Source organism: Candidatus Ornithobacterium hominis, from assembly GCF_951229915.1.
Lineage (GTDB): Bacteria > Bacteroidota > Bacteroidia > Flavobacteriales > Weeksellaceae > Ornithobacterium > Ornithobacterium hominis.
This window is the reverse complement of record NZ_OX579588.1, coordinates 423068-443599: the sequence shown is the minus strand read 5'-3', so window position 1 is coordinate 443599 and position 20532 is coordinate 423068. Positions and strand designations below refer to the sequence as shown.

At 35.2% G+C, this 20532-nt stretch carries 15 protein-coding genes and 1 other RNA gene; all 16 read left to right on the top strand.

Features of this window, described 5'->3' with window-relative positions:
- Positions 1-2: 2 nt before the first annotated feature.
- The 16 genes from QOX03_RS02035 (at position 3) to QOX03_RS01960 (ending at position 20493) form a co-directional block, all read left to right on the top strand.
- Entirely contained in the window at positions 3-1181 is a 1179-nt protein-coding gene (locus QOX03_RS02035) for an aspartate aminotransferase family protein (protein WP_283671297.1), read from the top strand.
- Positions 1182-1235: 54 nt separating this feature from the next.
- Positions 1236-1478 carry a hypothetical protein gene (locus tag QOX03_RS02030; protein WP_119058189.1) on the top strand — a complete coding sequence of 81 codons (243 nt, stop codon included), beginning with the start codon at positions 1236-1238 and terminating at the stop codon, positions 1476-1478.
- 139 nt (positions 1479-1617) lie between these two features.
- Entirely contained in the window at positions 1618-2553 is a 936-nt protein-coding gene (locus QOX03_RS02025) for an aldo/keto reductase (RefSeq protein WP_283671296.1), read from the top strand.
- Positions 2554-2777: 224 nt separating this feature from the next.
- Positions 2778-3905 (top strand): N-acetyl-alpha-D-glucosaminyl L-malate synthase BshA, encoded by a 1128-nt coding sequence (gene bshA, locus QOX03_RS02020; protein WP_283671295.1) that lies wholly within the window; start codon positions 2778-2780, stop codon positions 3903-3905.
- 71 nt (positions 3906-3976) lie between these two features.
- Entirely contained in the window at positions 3977-5647 is a 1671-nt protein-coding gene (gene menD, locus QOX03_RS02015) for a 2-succinyl-5-enolpyruvyl-6-hydroxy-3-cyclohexene-1-carboxylic-acid synthase (RefSeq protein ID WP_283671294.1), read from the top strand.
- A 78-nt stretch (positions 5648-5725) separates the two neighbouring features.
- Positions 5726-7087, top strand: a complete 1362-nt coding sequence (locus QOX03_RS02010) for a tetratricopeptide repeat protein (RefSeq protein ID WP_283671293.1) — start codon at positions 5726-5728, stop codon at positions 7085-7087.
- Between the two features lie 85 nt (positions 7088-7172).
- Positions 7173-7757 (top strand): acyl carrier protein phosphodiesterase, encoded by a 585-nt coding sequence (locus tag QOX03_RS02005; RefSeq protein ID WP_283671292.1) that lies wholly within the window; start codon positions 7173-7175, stop codon positions 7755-7757.
- A 61-nt stretch (positions 7758-7818) separates the two neighbouring features.
- An RNA gene (gene ffs, locus QOX03_RS02000) (signal recognition particle sRNA small type) lies at positions 7819-7917 on the top strand.
- A gap of 189 nt (positions 7918-8106) precedes the next feature.
- Complete coding sequence (gene pyrG, locus QOX03_RS01995) at positions 8107-9726, top strand: CTP synthase (protein ID WP_283671291.1); 1620 nt, start codon at positions 8107-8109, stop codon at positions 9724-9726.
- A 5-nt stretch (positions 9727-9731) separates the two neighbouring features.
- Positions 9732-11561, top strand: coding sequence for a membrane protein insertase YidC (gene yidC / locus QOX03_RS01990; RefSeq protein ID WP_119058183.1), 1830 nt, complete (start codon positions 9732-9734; stop codon positions 11559-11561).
- A 735-nt stretch (positions 11562-12296) separates the two neighbouring features.
- A complete protein-coding gene (locus tag QOX03_RS01985) occupies positions 12297-15626 on the top strand; it encodes a SusC/RagA family TonB-linked outer membrane protein (protein WP_283671290.1) in 3330 nt (1109 codons plus the stop codon).
- Positions 15627-15638: 12 nt separating this feature from the next.
- Positions 15639-17204, top strand: coding sequence for a RagB/SusD family nutrient uptake outer membrane protein (locus QOX03_RS01980; protein ID WP_283671289.1), 1566 nt, complete (start codon positions 15639-15641; stop codon positions 17202-17204).
- 29 nt (positions 17205-17233) lie between these two features.
- Entirely contained in the window at positions 17234-18145 is a 912-nt protein-coding gene (locus tag QOX03_RS01975; protein ID WP_283671288.1) for a zinc-binding metallopeptidase, read from the top strand.
- 4 nt (positions 18146-18149) lie between these two features.
- Entirely contained in the window at positions 18150-19400 is a 1251-nt protein-coding gene (locus QOX03_RS01970; protein ID WP_283671287.1) for a DUF4302 domain-containing protein, read from the top strand.
- A 261-nt stretch (positions 19401-19661) separates the two neighbouring features.
- Positions 19662-20327 (top strand): copper homeostasis protein CutC, encoded by a 666-nt coding sequence (locus QOX03_RS01965; RefSeq protein WP_283671286.1) that lies wholly within the window; start codon positions 19662-19664, stop codon positions 20325-20327.
- A gap of 40 nt (positions 20328-20367) precedes the next feature.
- Entirely contained in the window at positions 20368-20493 is a 126-nt protein-coding gene (locus tag QOX03_RS01960; protein ID WP_283671285.1) for a hypothetical protein, read from the top strand.
- Positions 20494-20532 lie beyond the last annotated feature (39 nt).

Here is a 20532-nt window from a genome sequence, read left to right as displayed (position 1 = left end):
AGATGTTAAAAAAAGATTTTTATAAATACCAAGCTCAAACTACGCCTTTTTCTTCAGGCTTTGAAGTTGATTATGCTAAAGGCTCTTACATTTATGGCAAAAATGGCAAAAAGTATTTGGATTTTGTTGCTGGCGTTTCAGCTAACACTCTAGGGCACAGCCACCCTGCGGTGATAGAAAAAATAACAAAACAACTTCAAAAGCACATGCACGTAATGGTATACGGCGAGTATGCACAAGAAATGCCCGTAAAAGTTTGTAAAAAACTAGCTGAAATTTTGCCTGCTCCGTTGGAAGTAACTTACTTGGTCAACAGCGGAGCTGAAGCGATTGATGGCGCCCTAAAACTAGCAAAACGTGTAACAGGAAGATCTAAAATCGTTTCAGCAAAAAACAGCTATCACGGCAATACGCACGGCGCGCTGAGTGTGTCTGGAAATGAATCGTTTAAGCAAGCTTTCCGCCCACTTTTACCCGATGTTCATTTCATTGAATTCAATAATTTTGAAGGCTTAGAAAAAATTGATAAACACACAGCCGCAGTGATTTTAGAGAGCATACAAGGAGCTGCGGGCTTCATTTCTTCTCAAAATCAATGGCTAAAAAAGGTGAGAGAGAAATGCGATGAGACTGGCACTTTATTGATTTTAGACGAAATTCAACCTGGCTTTGGCCGAACGGGAAGATGGTTTGCCTTTATGCACGAAGAAATTGTTCCCGATATCCTGTGCATGGGCAAAGGCATGGCGAGTGGCTTACCCATTGGTGCCTTCACAGCGAGTGCTGCGCATATGAAAACTTTAGAAAAAAATCCTAAATTGGGGCACATTACCACATTCGGAGGAAACCCAGTGATTGCAGCGGCAGCATTGGCGACCTTAGAACAGGTAGAAGAATTGAATTTAATGAGCGAAATCTCTGAAAAAGAGAGTTTATTTCGAGAATTATTGATTCATCCTAAAATTAAATCCTTCCGTGGCAGAGGCTTGATGATTGGTTTGGAATTAGAAAGTGAAGTGCTCGTGCAGAAAGTAGCTGCAAAAGCGATGGAAAAGGGTTTAATTCTCTTTTGGTTGCTCTATGAAACACATATTTTACGTATCACTCCACCGCTCACCATCAGTTTAGGAGAAATCAGAGAAGGTTGCGAGATTTTGCTAAATTGCTTGGAAGAAGTCTAAGCAAAATTTTTTATGGAACAGGGTTTGCACATAAGTTAGGAAAATTTAGAAATTATGGTAAGTAAAATTGAAACAATGAATAGTGTCTTGAACAAAATGGAGGACATTAAAAACACACAACAAAGTTTGATTGAAAAACTAGGCCAAGTGCAAGTTGATTTATTTGAAATTCAGTCAGAAGAGTTAGATAAAGAATTGGAAAAAGTTCACCAAAGCTCAGCTGATTCCTTAGATATTATTACTAATGCTATCGAAAATTTTGAAATCAAAAGAAATAAAATTGAACAAGGCGTTTAATCATTTTCCTTATTATTCATAATTTATTAACTACGGATTTTTTCCGTAGTTTTTTTTTAAGGCTTAAAAAAATTTGATAAATGAATTTATAATTATGCTTTATTGGCATAAAATTTTCAGTTAAATTCATATGGAAAAGATGAAATATTTAAAATTTAAAAACGGTGATAAAATTCCAATACTTGGGCTAGGAACTTGGAGGACAGAAAAGGGGAAGATTGCAGAAGCCATTCAGTCAGCGTTAGATTTAGGTTATCGTCATTTTGATTGTGCTCATATTTACAAAAACGAAAAAGAAATTGGTGAGCATTTTTCTAAAGCCTTTAAAAATAATTTGAAAAGAGAGGATTTATGGATTACCTCAAAGCTTTGGAATGATGCGCATCGCTATGAGGATGCCAAACCTGCATTGGAAAAGACGCTAAAAAATCTACAAACAGATTATTTGGATTTGTACCTCATCCACTGGCCAATTGCTTACAAAGATGAAAAGGGCGAGGCGTTTTATAGTTTAGATGAAGTGAGTCTAGGTGAAACTTGGGCAGCGATGATAGAGTTAAAAAAGCAAGGAATGGTCAAGCACATCGGTGTTTCTAATTTCAGCTCAGGTAAAATTGAAGAAATTTTTAACGAGACGGGTGAAATGCCAGAAGTGAACCAAGTGGAGCTACATCCTTACCTTTCCCAAGCTGATCTGAAAGAACATGCAGACAGCAGAGGCTACTTCTTAACAGGCTATAAACCTGTAGGCAACGGCGGAAAGCAAACTGATGCAATGAGAAACCAGCATTTACCTGGGCTTTTTCTGCATCCTGTGATTCAAGAAATCGCCCAAACTAACCAAATGCAACCAGCTCAAGTGCTGTTGACTTGGCAAATTCAGCGGGGAATTATTGTGATTCCTAAATCGGATAATGCTAAAAATCAAAAAGAAAATTTAGACTCTTTGAATTTTGAACTGAGTGATGCTCAAATGAAAGAAATCAACCAGCTAAATACTAATTTCAGATTTGTGGACGGCACTGAACTTATCAACGGCGATGCTCCCTACACGACGGGAGATATTTGGGCTTAATGCTGGGTTACTCATATTTGCTTTACTTTTAAACTTTTAAGATAAATGTACAGCCCTTTTGCCTCCCCTCTCTCAAAAAGAGGGGAGTACTTTTCTCCTTTTTTCTAACTCATTCAAAATTTAAAAATAATCTTAACGCTTGAATCTACCGAATTTATGCTAAACTTACTGATTTCCCATTAAAGTTTACATTTAAAGGTATTATTTTTGCAGGAGCAAACCCCATGAATATAGGAATTGTTTGCTACCCCACTTATGGGGGAAGCGGTATTGTAGCGACTGAACTAGGAATGGAAATGTCTAAAAAGGGACACAACGTCCATTTTATCAGCTATAGTTTACCCGCCAGACTGGACGTTACGATTCCAAATATTTTTTTCCATCAAGTCCATATTGAAGAGTATGAACTTTTCCACTACCAGCCCTACTCTTTGGCACTCAGCACGTTGATGGTAGAAATTGCTGAAAATAATGGCTTAGACTTAATTCACGTTCACTATGCGATTCCGCATGCATATGCCGCTTACATCGCCAAACAAATTTTGAAAGAAAAAAATATCGAACTTCCCATTATTACTACGCTCCACGGCACCGATATTACACTTGTGGGTAAGCACCCGTCTTATCAATCAGCTGTAGAGTTTAGCATTAATAAAAGTGATGTAGTCACGACTGTTTCTCAGAGTCTAAAACAAGACACTTACGAGGTCTTTAACATTGAGAAAGACATTCAAGTAATTCCTAATTTCATAGATAATTCTCTCTACAAATTTGATTGTAAAGATTTGAGAGAAAATTTGGCTCAGAAACAAGAAAAAATCGTTATTCACGTCAGCAATTTAAGAAAGGTAAAGCGTGTGACCGATGTCATCAAAATTTTTAATGAAATTCAAAAAAAAGTCGAATGTAAATTAATCATCGTAGGCGAAGGACCTGAACTCGAAGCAATGAATAATTTAATCAATGAATTCCATCTGCAAGATAAAGTTAGAATTTTGGGTAAAGTAAAAGATTTAAATAAAATTCTATGTATTTCTGACTTGTTTCTACTACCAAGTAGCAAAGAAAGTTTTGGCTTAGCCGCCTTGGAAGCCATGGCTGCTGGCGTACCCGTTGTAAGCTCTAATGCAGGTGGAATACCTGAGGTAAACATTGAAAACTCCACTGGTTTTCTGCGAGATATTGGCGATGTAGAAGCCATGTCGCAAGCCTCTATCAAGCTTTTATCTGACGATGAAAAACTTGAGCAGTTTAAGAAAAATGCCAGACAAAATGCTTTGAAATTTGACTTAAATCAAATTTTGCCACAGTATGAGAAATTATATCAAAGTGTAATTAAAAAAAATGCTTAAAAAAATCAAATTATTTTCTACCCCAAAGTCTGAATAAAAAATCGTGAATATTTTATAATTTTGCACTCTGCATGAATTTATCACCTCATTTCTCAGCAAATCTGAACGTTCAACTTTTGGCGGCCAGCCTAGAAGCCATGGGGGTAGAACATATTGTTTTCTCGCCAGGGAGTAGAAACGGCGCATTGATGATGCATTTTAATGCCTTGAACAGCTTTAAAACCTATGTATTGGTCGATGAGCGTAGTGCTGCTTACACTGCCTTGGGCATGGCTCAGAAATTGAAAAAACCAGTCGTGATTTGTTGCACATCAGGTTCTGCAGCCGCTAATTATTACCCCGCAGTGACCGAGGCTTTTTATCAAAATATTCCTTTAATTGTTTTAACTACCGACCGACCAAGGAAATTTATAGACCAGTTTAATGGGCAAACGATTCGGCAAGAAAATTTATTTGAAAAGCACACATATCATAATGAAAATCTACTGGAAGGTGATGATGATGAAACTTTGACAGGAAATTTTTTAAGCCTTAAAAAATCAGTCACCAAATGCATTGAAAAAAGCGGACCTGTGCACATCAATTTCCCTTTGGCCGAGCCTTTGTATGAAAAAGTTTCTGATTTAAAAATTCATTTTGAAAAACTAACTTTACCTCGCACCAAAAAGCCTGAAATCTGTTTTAAAGATTTTGAAAAAATAGTCACTGAAAGTCAAAAAATCATGTTCCTCGTCGGGATGCACGATTTTGATGCCGAATTCAATCGCCTTGTGGAGGAAATCTCTGCTTTGCCGAATGTGATTTTTTTGACGGAAAACACCTCTAATTTGCATGCCAAAGCAATCATTAGCCAGATTGATAATGCGCTTTTTACCATGCCAAGGGAAAGGAAAAAGGATTTTACTCCTGATTTATTGATTACTTTAGGGCAAAATATCATTTCTAAAAAAATTAAAAATTTCTTACGAGAAAATCCACCCAAAACGCACTGGCATGTTGACCCGTATTGGCATCCAGATACGTTTTATGTTTTGAGCAAAAAAATTCAAGCAAAATCTGTGGAATTTTTACAAGGCTTTAAAAATTTAAAGCCTGAGGAAAAGTCCAATTACCGTTCTATTTGGCTGAATTTGAAAGAAGAAAAAAATAACAGGCAAGCTGCTTTTTTAGAAAACACATCGTTTTCTGATTTGAAGGTTTTTGAAAAAATCATTCAAAATTTACCACAAAACATTCAGCTCCATTATTCTAATTCGTCAGTGATTCGGTATGCGCAACTCTTTGAGCACGAAGCTTCCATCCAAGTTTTTTGTAATCGTGGCACTAGCGGTATAGACGGCTCTACTTCTACCGCAATAGGGCATGCGATGCTAAGTAAGCGCCCGACGACACTTGTGACAGGGGATTTGAGTTTTTTCTACGATAGTAATGCATTGTGGAACAAGTACATACCAAGTGATTTTAGAATTATTCTCATCAACAATGGAGGTGGTGATATTTTCAAAATCATCCCAGGACCGAGTGAAACGGGAGTCTTGAATGAATTTTTCTTCACACCTCATCAGTTGAATCCTCTTCATTTGGCAAATCTTTATCATTTTAAATATCTGGAAGCGAATGATTTAGATGAATTGCAACAGCAGCTCAATAGCTTATGGCAGGGGAATAAACCAAAAATCTTAGCCGTAAATACTTATAATCAAGATAATAGCGGGATTTTGAAGGAATTTATGAAGGCTTAAAAAAATTGTTTACGAATTGTTTATAAACAAAACTTGAGATTTGATGTAGAAATCAAATAAGTTTTTACTTTTATCAGTATGGGAGAAGAGGAATTTTGGGAAGATGAATTAATTCTTCGGTTTGAGGAAATGATAGAATCAAATGAAAACTATTATTTTGATACCAATGAGATGGAAGACATCATTGGCTATTATCTTGACATTGGTAATTTACCTTTTGCAGAGAAGGCATTGAATTATGCTAATTCATTGCATCCTAATCTTTATGTTTTCAAAATCAAAGAATTAGAACTTTTGATTGAACTTCATTTGCTAAAAGAAAGTGCTGAATTAATTGAAGAATTGAAGCAGTACCCAGACCAGAATTTGGATTTTGTGATTGCACAGGCGAAGTTTTGGTCACTAAAAAATCAGCATAAAATGTCGATTCGCTTTTACAAAATGGCACTAGATGCTGGCGAGGAAGAGGATTACATTTACCACTGCCTAGGCAATGAATACTTAGCAATAGGTGAAATTGGCCAAGCCTTGTTTTATTTCAAAGCGGCATTAGAAATCAGTATGGATGATGAGATTGCTTTTTATTCTTGCATCGAGTGTTTTAATGAAATCCATTTGCACAAAGAATGCATTGAATTCTTGAAGCAAATCATTGATTATGACCCTTACCATGATCTTGCTTGGTTTGAACTGGGGATGCAGTACATGAAAATAAAGAATTATAAAGAGGCTCTAAATGCCTTGGAATTTTCTCTTGCAATCAACCCCAAAAGCATTACCGGGCTGATGCAAATGGGGACTTGCTATGAAAAGCTAAACAATCCTGAAAAAGCGATAGAAACCTACATTGAAGCCTTAGAATTTGATGATTCTGCCGCTTACACACATCTGAGGATTGCCCGTGTGTACGAGAAAATGGAAGATTTTTTTAAGGCTTTAAAATTTTATTTACAATCCATTCATGAGGATCCTCAGCTGGACTTGGCATGGATTGGCGCCGCTGCAATTTATGAAAAATTAGGAAATTTAGAAGAAGCACGTCATTACACTTCTCGAGCATTGGAGCTAGATTCTCCGAATTTAAATTACCGTAAAAAGTTAGCTTCTCTCAACGTTCAGTTAGGTTTTTTAGAGGAAGCATTAGAAGAGTATGAAATTATTTTGGCAATGGAATCTGGGAAATTCCTGAATTCCTACGTTTTTACCGAGCTTTTGATTCTATTGGGGCATTATGAAAAAGCTATTCTTGAGCTAGAAAATTCCATCCAGAAATTTAATCGTGCAGAAAGCTATTACCAATTGAGCAACTGCTATTTTCTGCTACGAGACCAAAAGCGAGGTAAAGAAAATTTAAAATTAGCAAAAGAGAAAAATTCTCGCTTGTTTGATGAAATGATTCAAAAATATCCTATTCTAAAGAATTCAGATTTATTGCAGTAACATAAAATTTATTGAAATTTGGTGTTTACGATTAATCTTTTTCATAAAAAAATCATAAAGTGAATTTCATCTATTTCTTTGGCTAATGAATCTTGTTGCACATCAATTATTATCCTTCAATCAGCCTAAATGGCAAGTTGGCAACCATTTGGGTGAAGTTGTAAAAGGGAGAAATTTTGAAGACTATTCACCAGAGATTGTTACCGGAATTCTGTTGCATCGCTTTATTGATAATTTCACTGATACAGATGAAACCGTAAAACGTAGCACAGCACGGCTGCACCAAAAATACCGAAAGTACTCGCCCATTATCATTGATATTTTTTATGATTATTTATTGATTAAAAATTGGGAAAAGTATTCTGATGAAAATTTTTTAAGCTTTAAAAAAAATGTTTACCAAAGACTCTTAGAACACAAAGATATTTACCCATCTAGATTGCTCAAAACCACCCAAGCTATGGTAAAATATGATTGGTTTGAGAAATATGGAACTCTAGAGGGTTTAGAAATTACGCTTCAACATCTGAGCAAACGAACCAAATTTACCAACAATATGCACATGGCGGTGAAGGATTTGTATGTGCAAGAAGAAGCTTTTAATCAAGAGTTTAACGAGTTTTTCCCTAAAATTTTAAAGGCTTCAAAAATTTTTTTAGCCTTGGAATAATTAAAAATAAAGGCTCAATAGTTTTTCAGAGAAAAATAAACTTTGTATATTTGCGCTCCTAAGGCAAGTCCTACACAACCAGCTCCTGCTGAATCCCCCAGGGCGGGAACGTAGCAAGGGTAGGTAGTCGCAGCGGTGTGATGTAGGTAGCTTGCCTTTTTTCTTTTTAGGCTATTTAAATTTTATTTATTTAAAAATATCCTAAAAACTTCAGCATAAGCTATTAAGCTTAAGTTCTATAAAAAATATTTCATCCTAATTTAAATAAGTTCTAATACTTTTTCAGGTACTGCTTTTGTGATTCAGCTTAAATAAACCTATTTTTGCATTTGATTTTCACTCATGGCTCATGGAAAATAAACAAACGAAATACATTTTTGTAACTGGTGGAGTTACTTCTTCTTTAGGGAAAGGAATTGTAGCAGCTTCGCTTGGTTTGCTTTTAAAATCAAGAGGTTACAAAGTCACTATACAAAAGCTAGACCCTTATATCAACGTCGACCCAGGAACTTTAAATCCTTATGAACACGGGGAATGTTATGTTACCGAAGATGGTGCTGAAACCGATTTGGATTTGGGACATTATGAGCGTTTCCTCAATCAAGCAACTTCTCAGGCTAATAACGTTACCACAGGTAAGATTTATCAATCTGTAATAGAAAAAGAACGCCGAGGAGATTATTTAGGTAAAACGGTACAAATTATTCCACACATTACCAATGAAATCAAACGGCGCATCAAAATGTTGAACCGAAAAGGTGATTATGATATTATCATCACAGAAATTGGTGGAACGGTGGGCGACATAGAGTCGTTACCTTATATAGAAGCTATTCGCCAATTGCGATGGGATATTGGTGAAGAAAATTGCTTGTTTATCCATCTAACCTTGGTTCCTTACTTGGCTGCCAGTGGAGAGTTAAAGACAAAGCCAACTCAGCATAGTGTACGCTACCTGATGGAAAGCGGAATACAAGCCGATGTCTTGGTTTGCCGTACCGAGCATGAGTTGCCCAAATCTTTGCTTTCTAAATTAGCTCAATTTTGTAATGTGAAGCAAGGCAGTGTAATTCAATGTTTGGATGCTGAAACCATTTATGATGTCCCGTTGATGCTACAAGAGCAGAATTTTGATAAAATTGTATTGGAAGGACTCCACATGGAAATCAAAGACGAAGCGGATTTAACTAATTGGAAAAACTTCCTCCATAAGCATAAGAATCCTGAAAATAATGTGAAAATTGCTTTGGTAGGAAAGTATGTTTCGTTACAAGATTCCTACAAGTCTATTAGAGAAGCCTTTACCCATGCAGGTTCAGCGCTAGATACTCGCGTGGAAGTAGAGTGGATTTACTCAGGAGATTTGGATGAAGAAAATATTCAAAATAAATTAAAAAATGTAGACGGGATCCTGATTGCTCCTGGTTTTGGAGACCGTGGACTAAACGGTAAAATTTTGGCTTGCCGCTACGCTCGAGAAAATGGTGTTCCACTCTTTGGAATTTGCCTAGGAATGCAAATGATGGTTCTAGAATTTGCCCGAAACATTTTAGGATTAGAAGAAGCGGAAAGTGCCGAAACTAATCCTACCACACCACATCCAGTCATCAGCTTGATGGATGAACAAAAAAATGTGACTAATAAAGGCGGAACTATGCGCCTAGGAAACTGGGATTGTAGACTAAAAGAAGGGTCTAAAATTGCAGAAATCTATGGGACTAAAGAAATTAAAGAAAGGCATCGCCACCGCTATGAGTTCAATAATGAGTATTACGATAATTTTGACCGCGCTGCCTTCCGATTGACGGGAACAAATCCTGATACAGGTTTGGTAGAAACAGTGGAATACGATAATCACCCGTTTTACATCGGGGTACAATTTCACCCAGAGTACAAAAGCACTGTGGCTCAGCCACACCCTTTATTCATAGAATTTATCAAAGCAGCCTTAGAATACAAAAAAAATTGATTTAAATGCAGGAAAAGAAAATTGATAAAAACCAAATCATTGGTTTTGCCTTGATGTTTGTAATTTTTCTAGGTTATTATTTTTTAACCAGACCAACACCAGAAGAAATTGAAGCTCAAAAGCAAGAACTGCTCATCCAAGAGCAGAAACAAAAAGAAGTATCACAAAAAAATACAGCAAATTCTGCTGCTGCAGACTCCTCTGGCGAAAGCACAGATTTCGACACAACACCCACTGAAAATTTCACACTAGAGAACGATAAAATTTTATTAAAATTTTCATCTAAAGGAGCTCAACTAGTTCACGCAGAATTAAAAAATTATAATGCTTATGATGAAGTCTCTGAAAATCATCAAAAACCATTGCTATTAATCGACAATCAGAATTCAACTTTCGGGTTTCATTTTACCGATACTCAAGGGAGAAAAGTAGACTTGAGCAAGAGAAATTTTAAAGCCTTAAAAAATGGCAATACCATTATTTTTAGCACCCAAGAAAATGGTGGAGAAATTCAATATGAATATACGCTAAAAAATGATTTTGACTTAGATTTCAACTTACGTTCGCAAGGTTTTAATAAAATTTCCCCTGATAAAACAGTCGATTTAAACTTCACGCTACATGCTTTGAGCCAAGAAAAGGGGAAATCTTGGGAAGAAAGATACACGGAATTTTATTATAGCTTAAATAATTATAATGACGTTGATTACACTTCTAGCAGCTTTGAAGCCAAGGCCAAAGAAAGTGTAGATTGGATCGCCTTTAAACAACAATTTTTCAGCACAATTTTAGAAAAAGAACAAGGCTTTAAAAATGTGAAAATTGCCGTTGAAGAAGCAGAAGATTCCATTTATTCTAAAACCTTTACTCTTTTTGCTCCCATTAGCGTCAATGGAGAGCTTAATGAACAAATGCAATGGCATTTCTTACCCTTAGATTATTATTTACTGAAAGATTACAAAAAAGATTTTCAGGAAATCATTCCTTTTGGCTGGGGATTTTTTGGCTGGATTAATGAATGGATTATTCTACCAAGTTTTAAATTCATGGCTACTTGGGGGTTAAAATACGGATGGGTGATTGCATTGCTTACTGTTTTCATCAAACTCATCACCTCTCCCATTATGTACCGCCAGTACCGGCAAAGTGCAATGATGAAGGTGCTAAAGCCTGATATGGAAGAAATCAACCAAAAATACAAAGGGCAAGAAAACACAATGAAACGCCAGCAAGAAACCATGAAGCTTTACCGCACTGCAGGCGTAAACCCAATGGCAGGTTGTTTGCCAGCTCTTTTGCAAATTCCAATTTTTTACGCCTTATTTAATTTTTTCCCGAATGTGATTGATTTAAGAGGAAAAAGCTTCTTGTGGGCAACAGATTTAACGGCTTATGATTCTATTCTAGATTTACCTTTCAATATTCCATTCTATGGAGACCATGTGAGTTTATTTGCCTTACTGTATGTAGTAACGATGATTTTGTATTTCCGTATCTCGGGCAATATGATTTCCGCTCCTCAGCAGGAGGGTATGCCCGATATGCGTAAGCTGATGATGATAATGCCGATTTTCTTCATTTTCTTTTTAAATAGCTATGCATCAGGTCTTTCACTTTATTATTTTGTTTCAAATGCAATTAATATTGGCTTGGTTTTCTTGATAAAAAATGTGTTCATCGATGATGAAAAAATACATGCGAAAATCCAAGCAAACAAGAAAAATCCTCGCAAGAAGAAAAAAAGCAAATGGGCTCAGAAATTGGATGAAGCAATGCGACAGGCTCAAGAGCAACAGCGTATTCAAAATGAAATGAAAAATAAAAAGACTAAATAAAAAAATAGCCGTCTCAATAGAAAAAATTGGGGCGGCTACTTTTTTATCTACCATTAGCCTTTTTCATATTGTAGTAGATAACAATTATCATTAAGATTAATAACAACATACACTAAATAATTTTTGTTTGATTCATTCAAAAAATCATTATTATGTGCAATCGTTAATACAACTCCTACGAAAAAGAATACAATTATTTTCTCCATCTTCTTAAATCTTATTCTTTCCTTCATTAAACCGATGATAAATTGATATTCTTACAATAGCGTTCTAAATAAAAAAATGAATATGCTAATTATTGTAATTCCATGAGTAAGTTTTTTATTTTATTCTCCAAATACGCTACGGGCAAATACCTCCCCTATTTGAGCTCAAGAGTCTAATCTCTAATTTTTAAAGGCTTTAGAAATTTTTTATTTTTTTTTTGTTAAATATCTTCTAAATAACCCCGTGATATTTGAGTGTTTTTTGATGATTTTTCAAATAAAAATTATAATATTATCGTTTATTCAAAATTCAGTGGTTTTAAAAATATAGATACTCAAAAAAAATCTTAATTCTTTTTGGTTTAGTTAAAAATATTTTTACTTTTGGCATTCATCATAGTTTTTCAAAGCCTAAAGGATTTATCATTTTTTTGAATTTAAGTTTGAATTTAAGCATGTGATTTATTAAATAATTTTGATGAGAAGGTAAATAATTAACTAAAATTTTTAAAAATAAATTTAATTTAACATGAAGCGTAGATTTTTATTTAATTTCTTTCTTCTCTTGTGCAGTTTAAGTTTTGTATTCGCACAGGAAAGAACAATTAAAGGACAGGTGGTTGACAGTAATGGTTTCCCACTGCAGGAAGTTTTTATTTCAGTTCAAGGAGCTGAAAATTCAGTTTTGAGTGATGAGAATGGGAATTATAGCATTCAGGCAAAAGAAGGTGATGTGATTGTTTTTGATTACATCGGTTTTGCTAAGAAAACAGAAAAGGTTGGCAAATCAACTAAGGCGATGAATGTCACTTTGGTGAATAGCAATATTCAGGAGCTTAGTGAAGTTGTAACTACAGGAATCACATCTACAGATAAGCGTTTGTTTACTGGAGCTTCTGATAGATTGGATGCCTCTTCGGTAAAAATTGATGGTTTACCAGATGTGAGCCGTGGTCTTGAGGGGCGCTCGGCCGGGGTGACTGTTCAGAATGTTTCGGGGTCTTTTGGTTCTGCACCAAAAATCCGTGTGCGTGGTGCTACCTCTATTTATGGTAGCTCTAAGCCGCTATGGGTGGTGGATGGCGTCATTATGGAAGACGTTGTAGAAATGAATGCTGATGATTTGGCTTCTGGTGATGCTTTGACTTTGATTAGCTCCGCAATTGCTGGGCTAAATCCAGATGATATACAGAGTTTTGAGATTCTAAAAGATGGCTCGGCTACATCAATTTATGGGGCAAGAGCTATGGCTGGTGTGATTGTGGTTACGACCAAAAGAGGTTCTGCCGGCCTGAGCAATATTAGCTATACAGGCGAATTTACTTACCGCCAAATACCAAGTTATTCTAATTTTAATATCATGAATTCCCAACAGCAAATATCTGTATATGAGGAAATGAGAAATGCAGGATGGCTAAACTACAGCGACTTGGTAAATGCTAGAGAAAGTGGTATTTATGGTAAAATGTATGAGTTACTAAATAAATTGGATTCAAATGGAAATTTCCTTTTGGCAAACACACCAGAGAGCAAAGCGGCTTTCTTGAGAGAAGCACAGTACCGAAATACAGATTGGTTTAAGCAACTTTTTAATTCGAATATTTCACAGAGCCACTCTGTTAGTTTGTCTTCTGGTACAGAAAAATCAACATATTATGCCTCCTTGAGTGCCTTGGTAGACCCAGGATGGACGTTGTCTAGTAATGTTAATCGATATACAGCGAATTTTAATTCTAATTTTAAAATCAGAGATAATTTAAATTTAATGGTATTGAGCAGCGGTTCTTACCGTAAGCAAAAAGCCCCTGGAACTTTAGCTCAAGATGTTGATATAGTTTCTGGTAAGGTAAAAAGAGATTTTGATATAAATCCATATTCTTTTGCTTTGAATTCTTCCAGAACATTAGATCCTGATAAATTCTATACTAGAAATTATGCTCCTTTTAATATTAAACATGAATTAAATGAGAATTATATTGACATCAATGTTGCTGATTTAAAATTCCAAACAGAATTAAAGTGGAAACCTATAAAGTCTGTTGAAACATCACTTCTAGGAGCAATCAAATATCAAAGCACTTCACAAGAGCATCACGTTACTGAATTCTCTAACCAAGCAAAAGCTTATCGTGCAATGCCTAATACAACGGTGAGAGATAATAACCCGTATTTATACACCAATCCTGACAATCCTTATGCTCTTCCGATTAGTGTTTTGCCGGCAGGTGGTATCTACTCAAAAACTGATCATACTATGTATGGTTATGATATGCGTGCTACGGCTTCTTATAAAAATGAATTCAATAATATTCATACCGTTAATTTCTATTTAGGTGCAGAGATGAATGCAGCCGATAGAAAGAGAAATAACTTCACCGGGTGGGGAATGCAATACTCTTTGGGCGAAAATCCTTTTTATATCTATGAATTATTTAAAAAAGGAGTTGAAGAAAACAATTTGTATTATGGGCTTTACAATTCCAAATATAGAAACTTAGCTTTCTTCTCTAATGCAACTTATTCTTGGAAAAAGAAATATACGCTAAACGCCACACTACGTTATGAAGGGACAAATAAACTAGGGAAATCTAGATCTGCTAGGTGGTTACCTACATGGAATATCTCTGGTGCTTGGGATGTCTCTCGTGAAAATTTCTTTGATGATTTGTACCCAACTGTTTCAGATTTAATCGTTAAAGCTTCATATAGTTTAACTGCAGATAGAGGCCCTGCGAGCGTGACTAACTCTTTGGTTGATATCAGGAGTTCAAATTACTGGAAACCATTATCTGAGTATAGAGAAGGCTCGCTATACATCAATCAATTAGAGAATAGCGAACTGACTTATGAGAAAAAACATGAGTTGAACTTAGGATTACAAACGGGCTTTTTAGACAATAGAATTATGTTCAATGCAGATTGGTATAAAAGAAACAATTATGATTTGATTGGCGTTGTAACAACACAAGGCTTGGGTGGGCAAATTCAAAAGTTTGGTAACATCGCTGATATGAAGTCTAGCGGACTTGAGTTATCTCTACAGACAACAAACATCAAAACAGATGATTTCCGCTGGGATACAAGCTTTATTTATTCAAAAATTAAGAATAAAGTAACCAATCTGAAAACACGTGCTCGTGCGATTGATTTAGTTACTAGCAATGGTTTTGCTAAAGAAGGCCTGCCTGTGAGATCTATTTTCTCCATCCCTTTCCAAGGCTTGAACGAAGAAGGTCTACCTACATTTTTAAATCAAAATGGAGAAACTACCGTAACTGACATTTACTTCCAAGAGAGAGAAAAATTAGACTATTTAGTCTACTCAGGTAATGCCGACCCTACAGATGTAGGTAGTTTTGGCAACACCTTCCAGTACAAAGGCTTTAAGTTAAATATTTTCACTACTTATTCCTTTGGTAACGTAGTAAGATTAAATCCTGTATTTAGTAATTCTTACTCAGACTTAGCTGCATTGCCAAGAGACTTCGAAAACAGATGGACTGTCTCTGGAGATGAAAAACGCACCAATATTCCAGTATTGGCTGATAAAAGGATGATTAACGCTTATGGTAGTAATGACTTAGCCATTGCTTACAACGCCTATAACTACTCTACCAGTAGAATTGCCAGTGGTGATTTCATTAGACTAAAAGAAGTATCATTATCTTATGACTTTTCTCATAATCTAATAAAAAATATAGGCTTTAGAAATTTATCATTAAAATTACAAGCTACAAACTTATTCTTACTCTATGCTGATAAGAAGCTAAAGGGGCAAGATCCGGAATTCATTAACTCCGGTGGTGTTGCACTCCCTGTGCCAAAGCAATTTACATTAACCCTAAGAGCAGGATTATAAAAATTTAGAAAAATGAAAAAATATATATTTAAAACAAAAATCATAGCTGCTTTATCTTTATTAACTTTTGCCTCGTGTAATGATTATTTAGATGAGCTCCCCGACAATAGAACTCAAATTGATTCTAAAGTTAAGATTCAGAAGTTACTAAACTCTGCTTATTTATCCAAAAACAGCTACGCTCTAGTAACTGAAATTTCATCTGACAACATTGCTGATTATGGAATTTCAAACCCCAATACTCAGCGGATTCTTGAGCAAATCTCTTATTGGAAAGACATTACAGAAACCAGTAACGATGACCTAAAGAATTTTTGGGAAGAATGTTATTTATCCATTGCAAATGCCAACCAAGCTCTTCATTCGATAGAAGAATACCATGGCAAGGAAGATTTATCTGCAGAGAAAGGAGAAGCTTTGGTCGCAAGAGCTTACTTACATTTTCTCTTGGTCAATGTTTTTTCAAAAAATTATAACCCAGCAAATAGTGGTAGCGACCTAGGCGTGGTTTATATGGAAAAGCCTGAGAAAACACTTAACCCTACCTATAAAAGAGAAAGTGTTGCTTCTATCTATGAAAAAATTGAACGAGATTTAGAAGCCGGACTTCCTTTAATTAATGATGAAATTTACAAAGTAAGTAAATTCCACTTTACAAAAAGTGCCGCTTACGCATTTGCTGCAAGGTTTTATCTTTTCTATGAAAAATGGGACAAAGCAGAAAAATATGCTGACCTAGCATTAGGCAACACCCCAAAGCTAAGAAACTGGGAGAAAATGAGCTTGCTCCCTAAAAGTGCTAAGGTTCTTTCTAAAGCTTACTTTGAGGACAATTCAAACTATTTGCTTCAAACTTCTACTTCAAACATTGGCTTAATCTTTGGAGCTTACTACACTGGGGGGAGATTTAGCCACACCCAGTTTGTGAATGATAAACTTACCTTCAATGCACCTATGCCTTGGGCACCAAATGGTGTTGAGAGTTCAAGTTTTCACGTTCGCCCAAGCGTTTACCCTGCCACTAATTTAGATAAAGTTTTATTACATAAAATGCCTTATCTATTTGAATATACAGATCCTGTCACTGGAACTGGATATAATCGAAGTGTTTTAACTCCTTTACATGCAGAGGAAACACTTTTGGTGAGAGCCGAAGCTAAAATTCTGCAAGGAAAGTTTGATGAAGGACTAAAAGACATTCATTTATGGACATCTAATTTCTATAAAGTAAATACGCAAGTGAGCATCGAAGAAAATAACCAGTTCTATAACAATATTCCTTATGCTAGCAGTGAAACACTAAGCGTGAAGAATAAACTAAACCCAGCGTTTACAGTAAGTGCAGGAACTCAGGAAAATCTAATCCATTACTTGCTACACTGTAGAAGAATTTTAACCATTCATGAAGGTCTAAGATGGTTTGATTTAAAACGCTATGGGATAGAAGTTTTTAGAATTCAGTATAATGCATCAAGTATACCTCACATAGCAGAATCACTAAAGCCCAATGACCCAAGAAGAGCATTACAATTACCCGCTGATGTAATTTCTGCAGGTTTAGAAGCAAATCCTAGATAATTATCATAACTATAAAAAAAATATTAATCATGAAAAATATAAAAATTACAAGTATGCTTTTGGGTGCTTTCCTTTTATTAGGTGGCTGCCAAGAAGATAACGTAGATAAAAACGTTGATGTCATCACTGTTGACGATAGGCAACAAACCGAATTTGATGAATATCTTAAAACCATCTTTACAGATAAATACAATATTAAATTCATCTACAAGTGGGATGATAAAGAATCTGACACAAACTACGCCCTTGTACCAGCTCGTCTCTCTAAATCAGTGCAAATGGCTAATATTGTAAAATACTTAGCTTTAGATGCTTACGAATCTGTAGCCCCTGATGATTTTCTGAAAAAATATTTCCCAAAAACCATCATGCTCGTCGGTTCTGCTGCTTACAGAAACAACGGAACAATGGTACTCGGTACAGCAGAAGGTGGCGTTAAAATCACCTTATATGATGTTAATAAATTAAATGACATTCAAGGTAAAACAGAAGAAGAGCTGCAGCCAATCATTCAAAGGTTATTTGAGTTCTATTTTAGAACTATTTTTCACGAATTTTCACACATTTTACACCAAACAGTAGATTACACACCTGCTTTTCAACAAATTAGTGAAACTGACTATGTAGGTGGAGAGTGGAACAAAGCATGGGAAGACGGAGAATCTCTGAAAAAAGGATTCATTAGCGATTATTCATCCAAAGAAAGAAATGAAGATTTTGTAGAATTAATAGCTCATTACATTACTACTTCACCAGAAAAATGGGAAGAAAAATTAAATGCAGCTGGAAAAGAAGGAGCTACCAAAATCAATCAAAAAATGAATATCATTTCCACCTATATGGAAGAAAAATGGTCTATTGATATTAATAAATTAAGAGATGAAGTACTGAGAAGAGCTGCTAAATTAAACGAAATAGATCTTAACAAAACTAATGCTTAAAAAGATGAAAAATATAAAATACTTACTTATAGCAATTGTTGGCTTCCTGTCAAGTTCCTGTACCGAAGATTTTACACCTACTTTTGATAAGAATCCTACAGAAAGGTTCTTAGAACAAAAAAATAGATTTAATGAGATCTTAAAAAATTCTGAGCACGGTTGGGTTCTTCAGAGCTTCCCTTCTAGCGACCAACAGCATGGTGGGCATAATTTCTATTTCAATTTTGAAGATAATAATACACTAAAGACCTCTTATGAGTTTCTAGACGTTACAACAAATATCGTAACGTCGACTTACGCCATCAAGCAGTCTAGTGGAGTTTATTTATCCTTAGACACTTACAATAACTATGCACACTTTTTTGCAACCCCTACTGCTGATAGTTATCAAGCATTTGGGGGAGAATTTGAGTATAATTTATTAGACTCTTCTACAAATGATACCATTAACATCATGGGTAGAAAAACACGCAATAAAATGCGCTTTATCAAATTAAAAGAATCTTGGGCAGATTATAATAACAAAGTAACTGCTAACCGAAATCTCCTCCCCATAGCAAAAATTATAGGTGAACTTGGAGGCAACAATATATCTGTAAACATCAATGAACGCAGAATTCACTTTTCATTCCAAGAAAATGGTGAAAATAAATTGATAGCAGAAGCATTCATTTATACCGATAGAGGAATCTCACTCTATGAACCCGTTGAAATTTTTGGGAAAAAATATCAAAATTTTACCTTCAACGAGGAAAAAACACAAATGCTTCCCGATAATGGAGATCTTGTACTCAAAATCTTCGTTCCAGCAATTGATTTAAGCTCAACGGGATGGGAATTAGACATTTCAATCCCAGAGCAGCGAGCAGATATCATCCAGCAAACCTTCCAAAGTGTTTTTGAAGAAAATATGAAAAAGGAAGACGAAACACTTCTATCTAAAATCTTCTTTGGAAAACGAGGAAAAGAAGTCGGCATTCAACTTATAACTGGAAAAGGAACTAAATTTTATCTTGCTGCATTTTCATTAAACTTTAGTGGAAGTAGTTTAGGTAAAGAATACTTAGAGATAAAAGAAGCAGGAGAAAGTACTAACTGGAGATTCTATCGTCATTTAAACCCACTGAAGGATATTTTTACAAAAAATACTCCTTATAAACTTGAGCTAAACGATGCTAAAAACCCAACACAAGTGAAGCTCATTAGTGTTGATAATCCAAGTTTTTGGTTTGTTCTCAATAGAAGAAACTCCTAACTAGAAATCTTAGTCAAAAAAAGTAAGGCTTTCAAAAATTTTTGAAAGCCTTGCTTTTTTTTGTAATTGGTTAATATGCTTAAGCAGCGGCAAGAAGCCTTATTTATTTTCATTATAGCAAGTTTGAATACTCAAACTTATTTTTTTAAACAGGAAATGATAAGCAATAAAACTAGCAATGAGTTTATCAACATTTTGGTTATGATAATAAAAATCGCCATATTCGTTAGTAAATTTATGCTTAGCTTAATTTAATACACCATGAAACACTTAGAAATTGCTTGTTTTACTGAAATCGCTACGCAAATTGCGCTGAAATCTGAAGCCGATCGCATTGAGTTTTGTGATGATTTACCCTTAGGCGGAACGACTCCCAATTTAGAAATTTTTAAAGGCTTGAAAAAAAATGCATCGATACCCATTTTTGTGATGATTCGGCCGCGGGGCGGAAACTTTGTTTATTCTAAAGCGGAAGTTCTAAGAATGAGAAACAGCATTGAGCAATTTAGAAATGCTGGGGCAGATGGCTTTGTATTTGGTTTGCTTGATACCAACGGCCATATTGATGAAGAAAATTGTAAAATACTACTAGACATGGCTAGTAACCTCCCCTGCTCTTTCCATCGTGCGATTGATCAAACTCCAATTTTTTTTGAAGGCTTAGAAAAAATCATTGAATTGGGATTCCGTACAGTGCTGACTTCTGGTGGAGCGAGCGCCGCCGAGAAAGGATTAAAAAACATTCAATTGGCCCAAGAAAAATATGGCAAGCAAATCAACATTATGCCTGGTGGAGGAATTAGAAGTAGCAATTTGGCTAAAATCGTAAACGAATCAGGTTGTAATTGGTTTCATTCTTCAGCAATTGTAGAAAACGGCCAAATTTCTACCACAGAAATTTCAAGGCTTAAAAAAATTCTGAAGTAAATTTTCTAAGGTTTATCTAGAATTTTAGAAACATAATTGAATGAGAGCTCTTGCAAAAAGAGAAATAAAAAATCTACAAAAAATTGATGGGCTGAAGGATTTAAAGGAATGGGAAATCATAGTTTTTATTTTTATGATTATTCCTGTGAATTCTTATAAAAATTGATGATGAAATCTTGGTTTTTCATCATCAATTAAATTAAGC

What these genes read in the sequence shown, in the direction of transcription:
- QOX03_RS02035 (WP_283671297.1), top strand. Translation starts at nt 3, where the DNA reads ATGTTAAAAAAAGATTTTTATAAATACCAAGCTCAAACTACGCCTTTT.
- QOX03_RS02030 (WP_119058189.1), top strand. Translation starts at nt 1,236, where the DNA reads ATGGTAAGTAAAATTGAAACAATGAATAGTGTCTTGAACAAAATGGAG.
- QOX03_RS02025 (WP_283671296.1), top strand. Translation starts at nt 1,618, where the DNA reads ATGAAATATTTAAAATTTAAAAACGGTGATAAAATTCCAATACTTGGG.
- bshA (WP_283671295.1), top strand. Translation starts at nt 2,778, where the DNA reads ATGAATATAGGAATTGTTTGCTACCCCACTTATGGGGGAAGCGGTATT.
- menD (WP_283671294.1), top strand. Translation starts at nt 3,977, where the DNA reads ATGAATTTATCACCTCATTTCTCAGCAAATCTGAACGTTCAACTTTTG.
- QOX03_RS02010 (WP_283671293.1), top strand. Translation starts at nt 5,726, where the DNA reads ATGGGAGAAGAGGAATTTTGGGAAGATGAATTAATTCTTCGGTTTGAG.
- QOX03_RS02005 (WP_283671292.1), top strand. Translation starts at nt 7,173, where the DNA reads ATGAATCTTGTTGCACATCAATTATTATCCTTCAATCAGCCTAAATGG.
- pyrG (WP_283671291.1), top strand. Translation starts at nt 8,107, where the DNA reads ATGGAAAATAAACAAACGAAATACATTTTTGTAACTGGTGGAGTTACT.
- yidC (WP_119058183.1), top strand. Translation starts at nt 9,732, where the DNA reads ATGCAGGAAAAGAAAATTGATAAAAACCAAATCATTGGTTTTGCCTTG.
- QOX03_RS01985 (WP_283671290.1), top strand. Translation starts at nt 12,297, where the DNA reads ATGAAGCGTAGATTTTTATTTAATTTCTTTCTTCTCTTGTGCAGTTTA.
- QOX03_RS01980 (WP_283671289.1), top strand. Translation starts at nt 15,639, where the DNA reads ATGAAAAAATATATATTTAAAACAAAAATCATAGCTGCTTTATCTTTA.
- QOX03_RS01975 (WP_283671288.1), top strand. Translation starts at nt 17,234, where the DNA reads ATGAAAAATATAAAAATTACAAGTATGCTTTTGGGTGCTTTCCTTTTA.
- QOX03_RS01970 (WP_283671287.1), top strand. Translation starts at nt 18,150, where the DNA reads ATGAAAAATATAAAATACTTACTTATAGCAATTGTTGGCTTCCTGTCA.
- QOX03_RS01965 (WP_283671286.1), top strand. Translation starts at nt 19,662, where the DNA reads ATGAAACACTTAGAAATTGCTTGTTTTACTGAAATCGCTACGCAAATT.
- QOX03_RS01960 (WP_283671285.1), top strand. Translation starts at nt 20,368, where the DNA reads ATGAGAGCTCTTGCAAAAAGAGAAATAAAAAATCTACAAAAAATTGAT.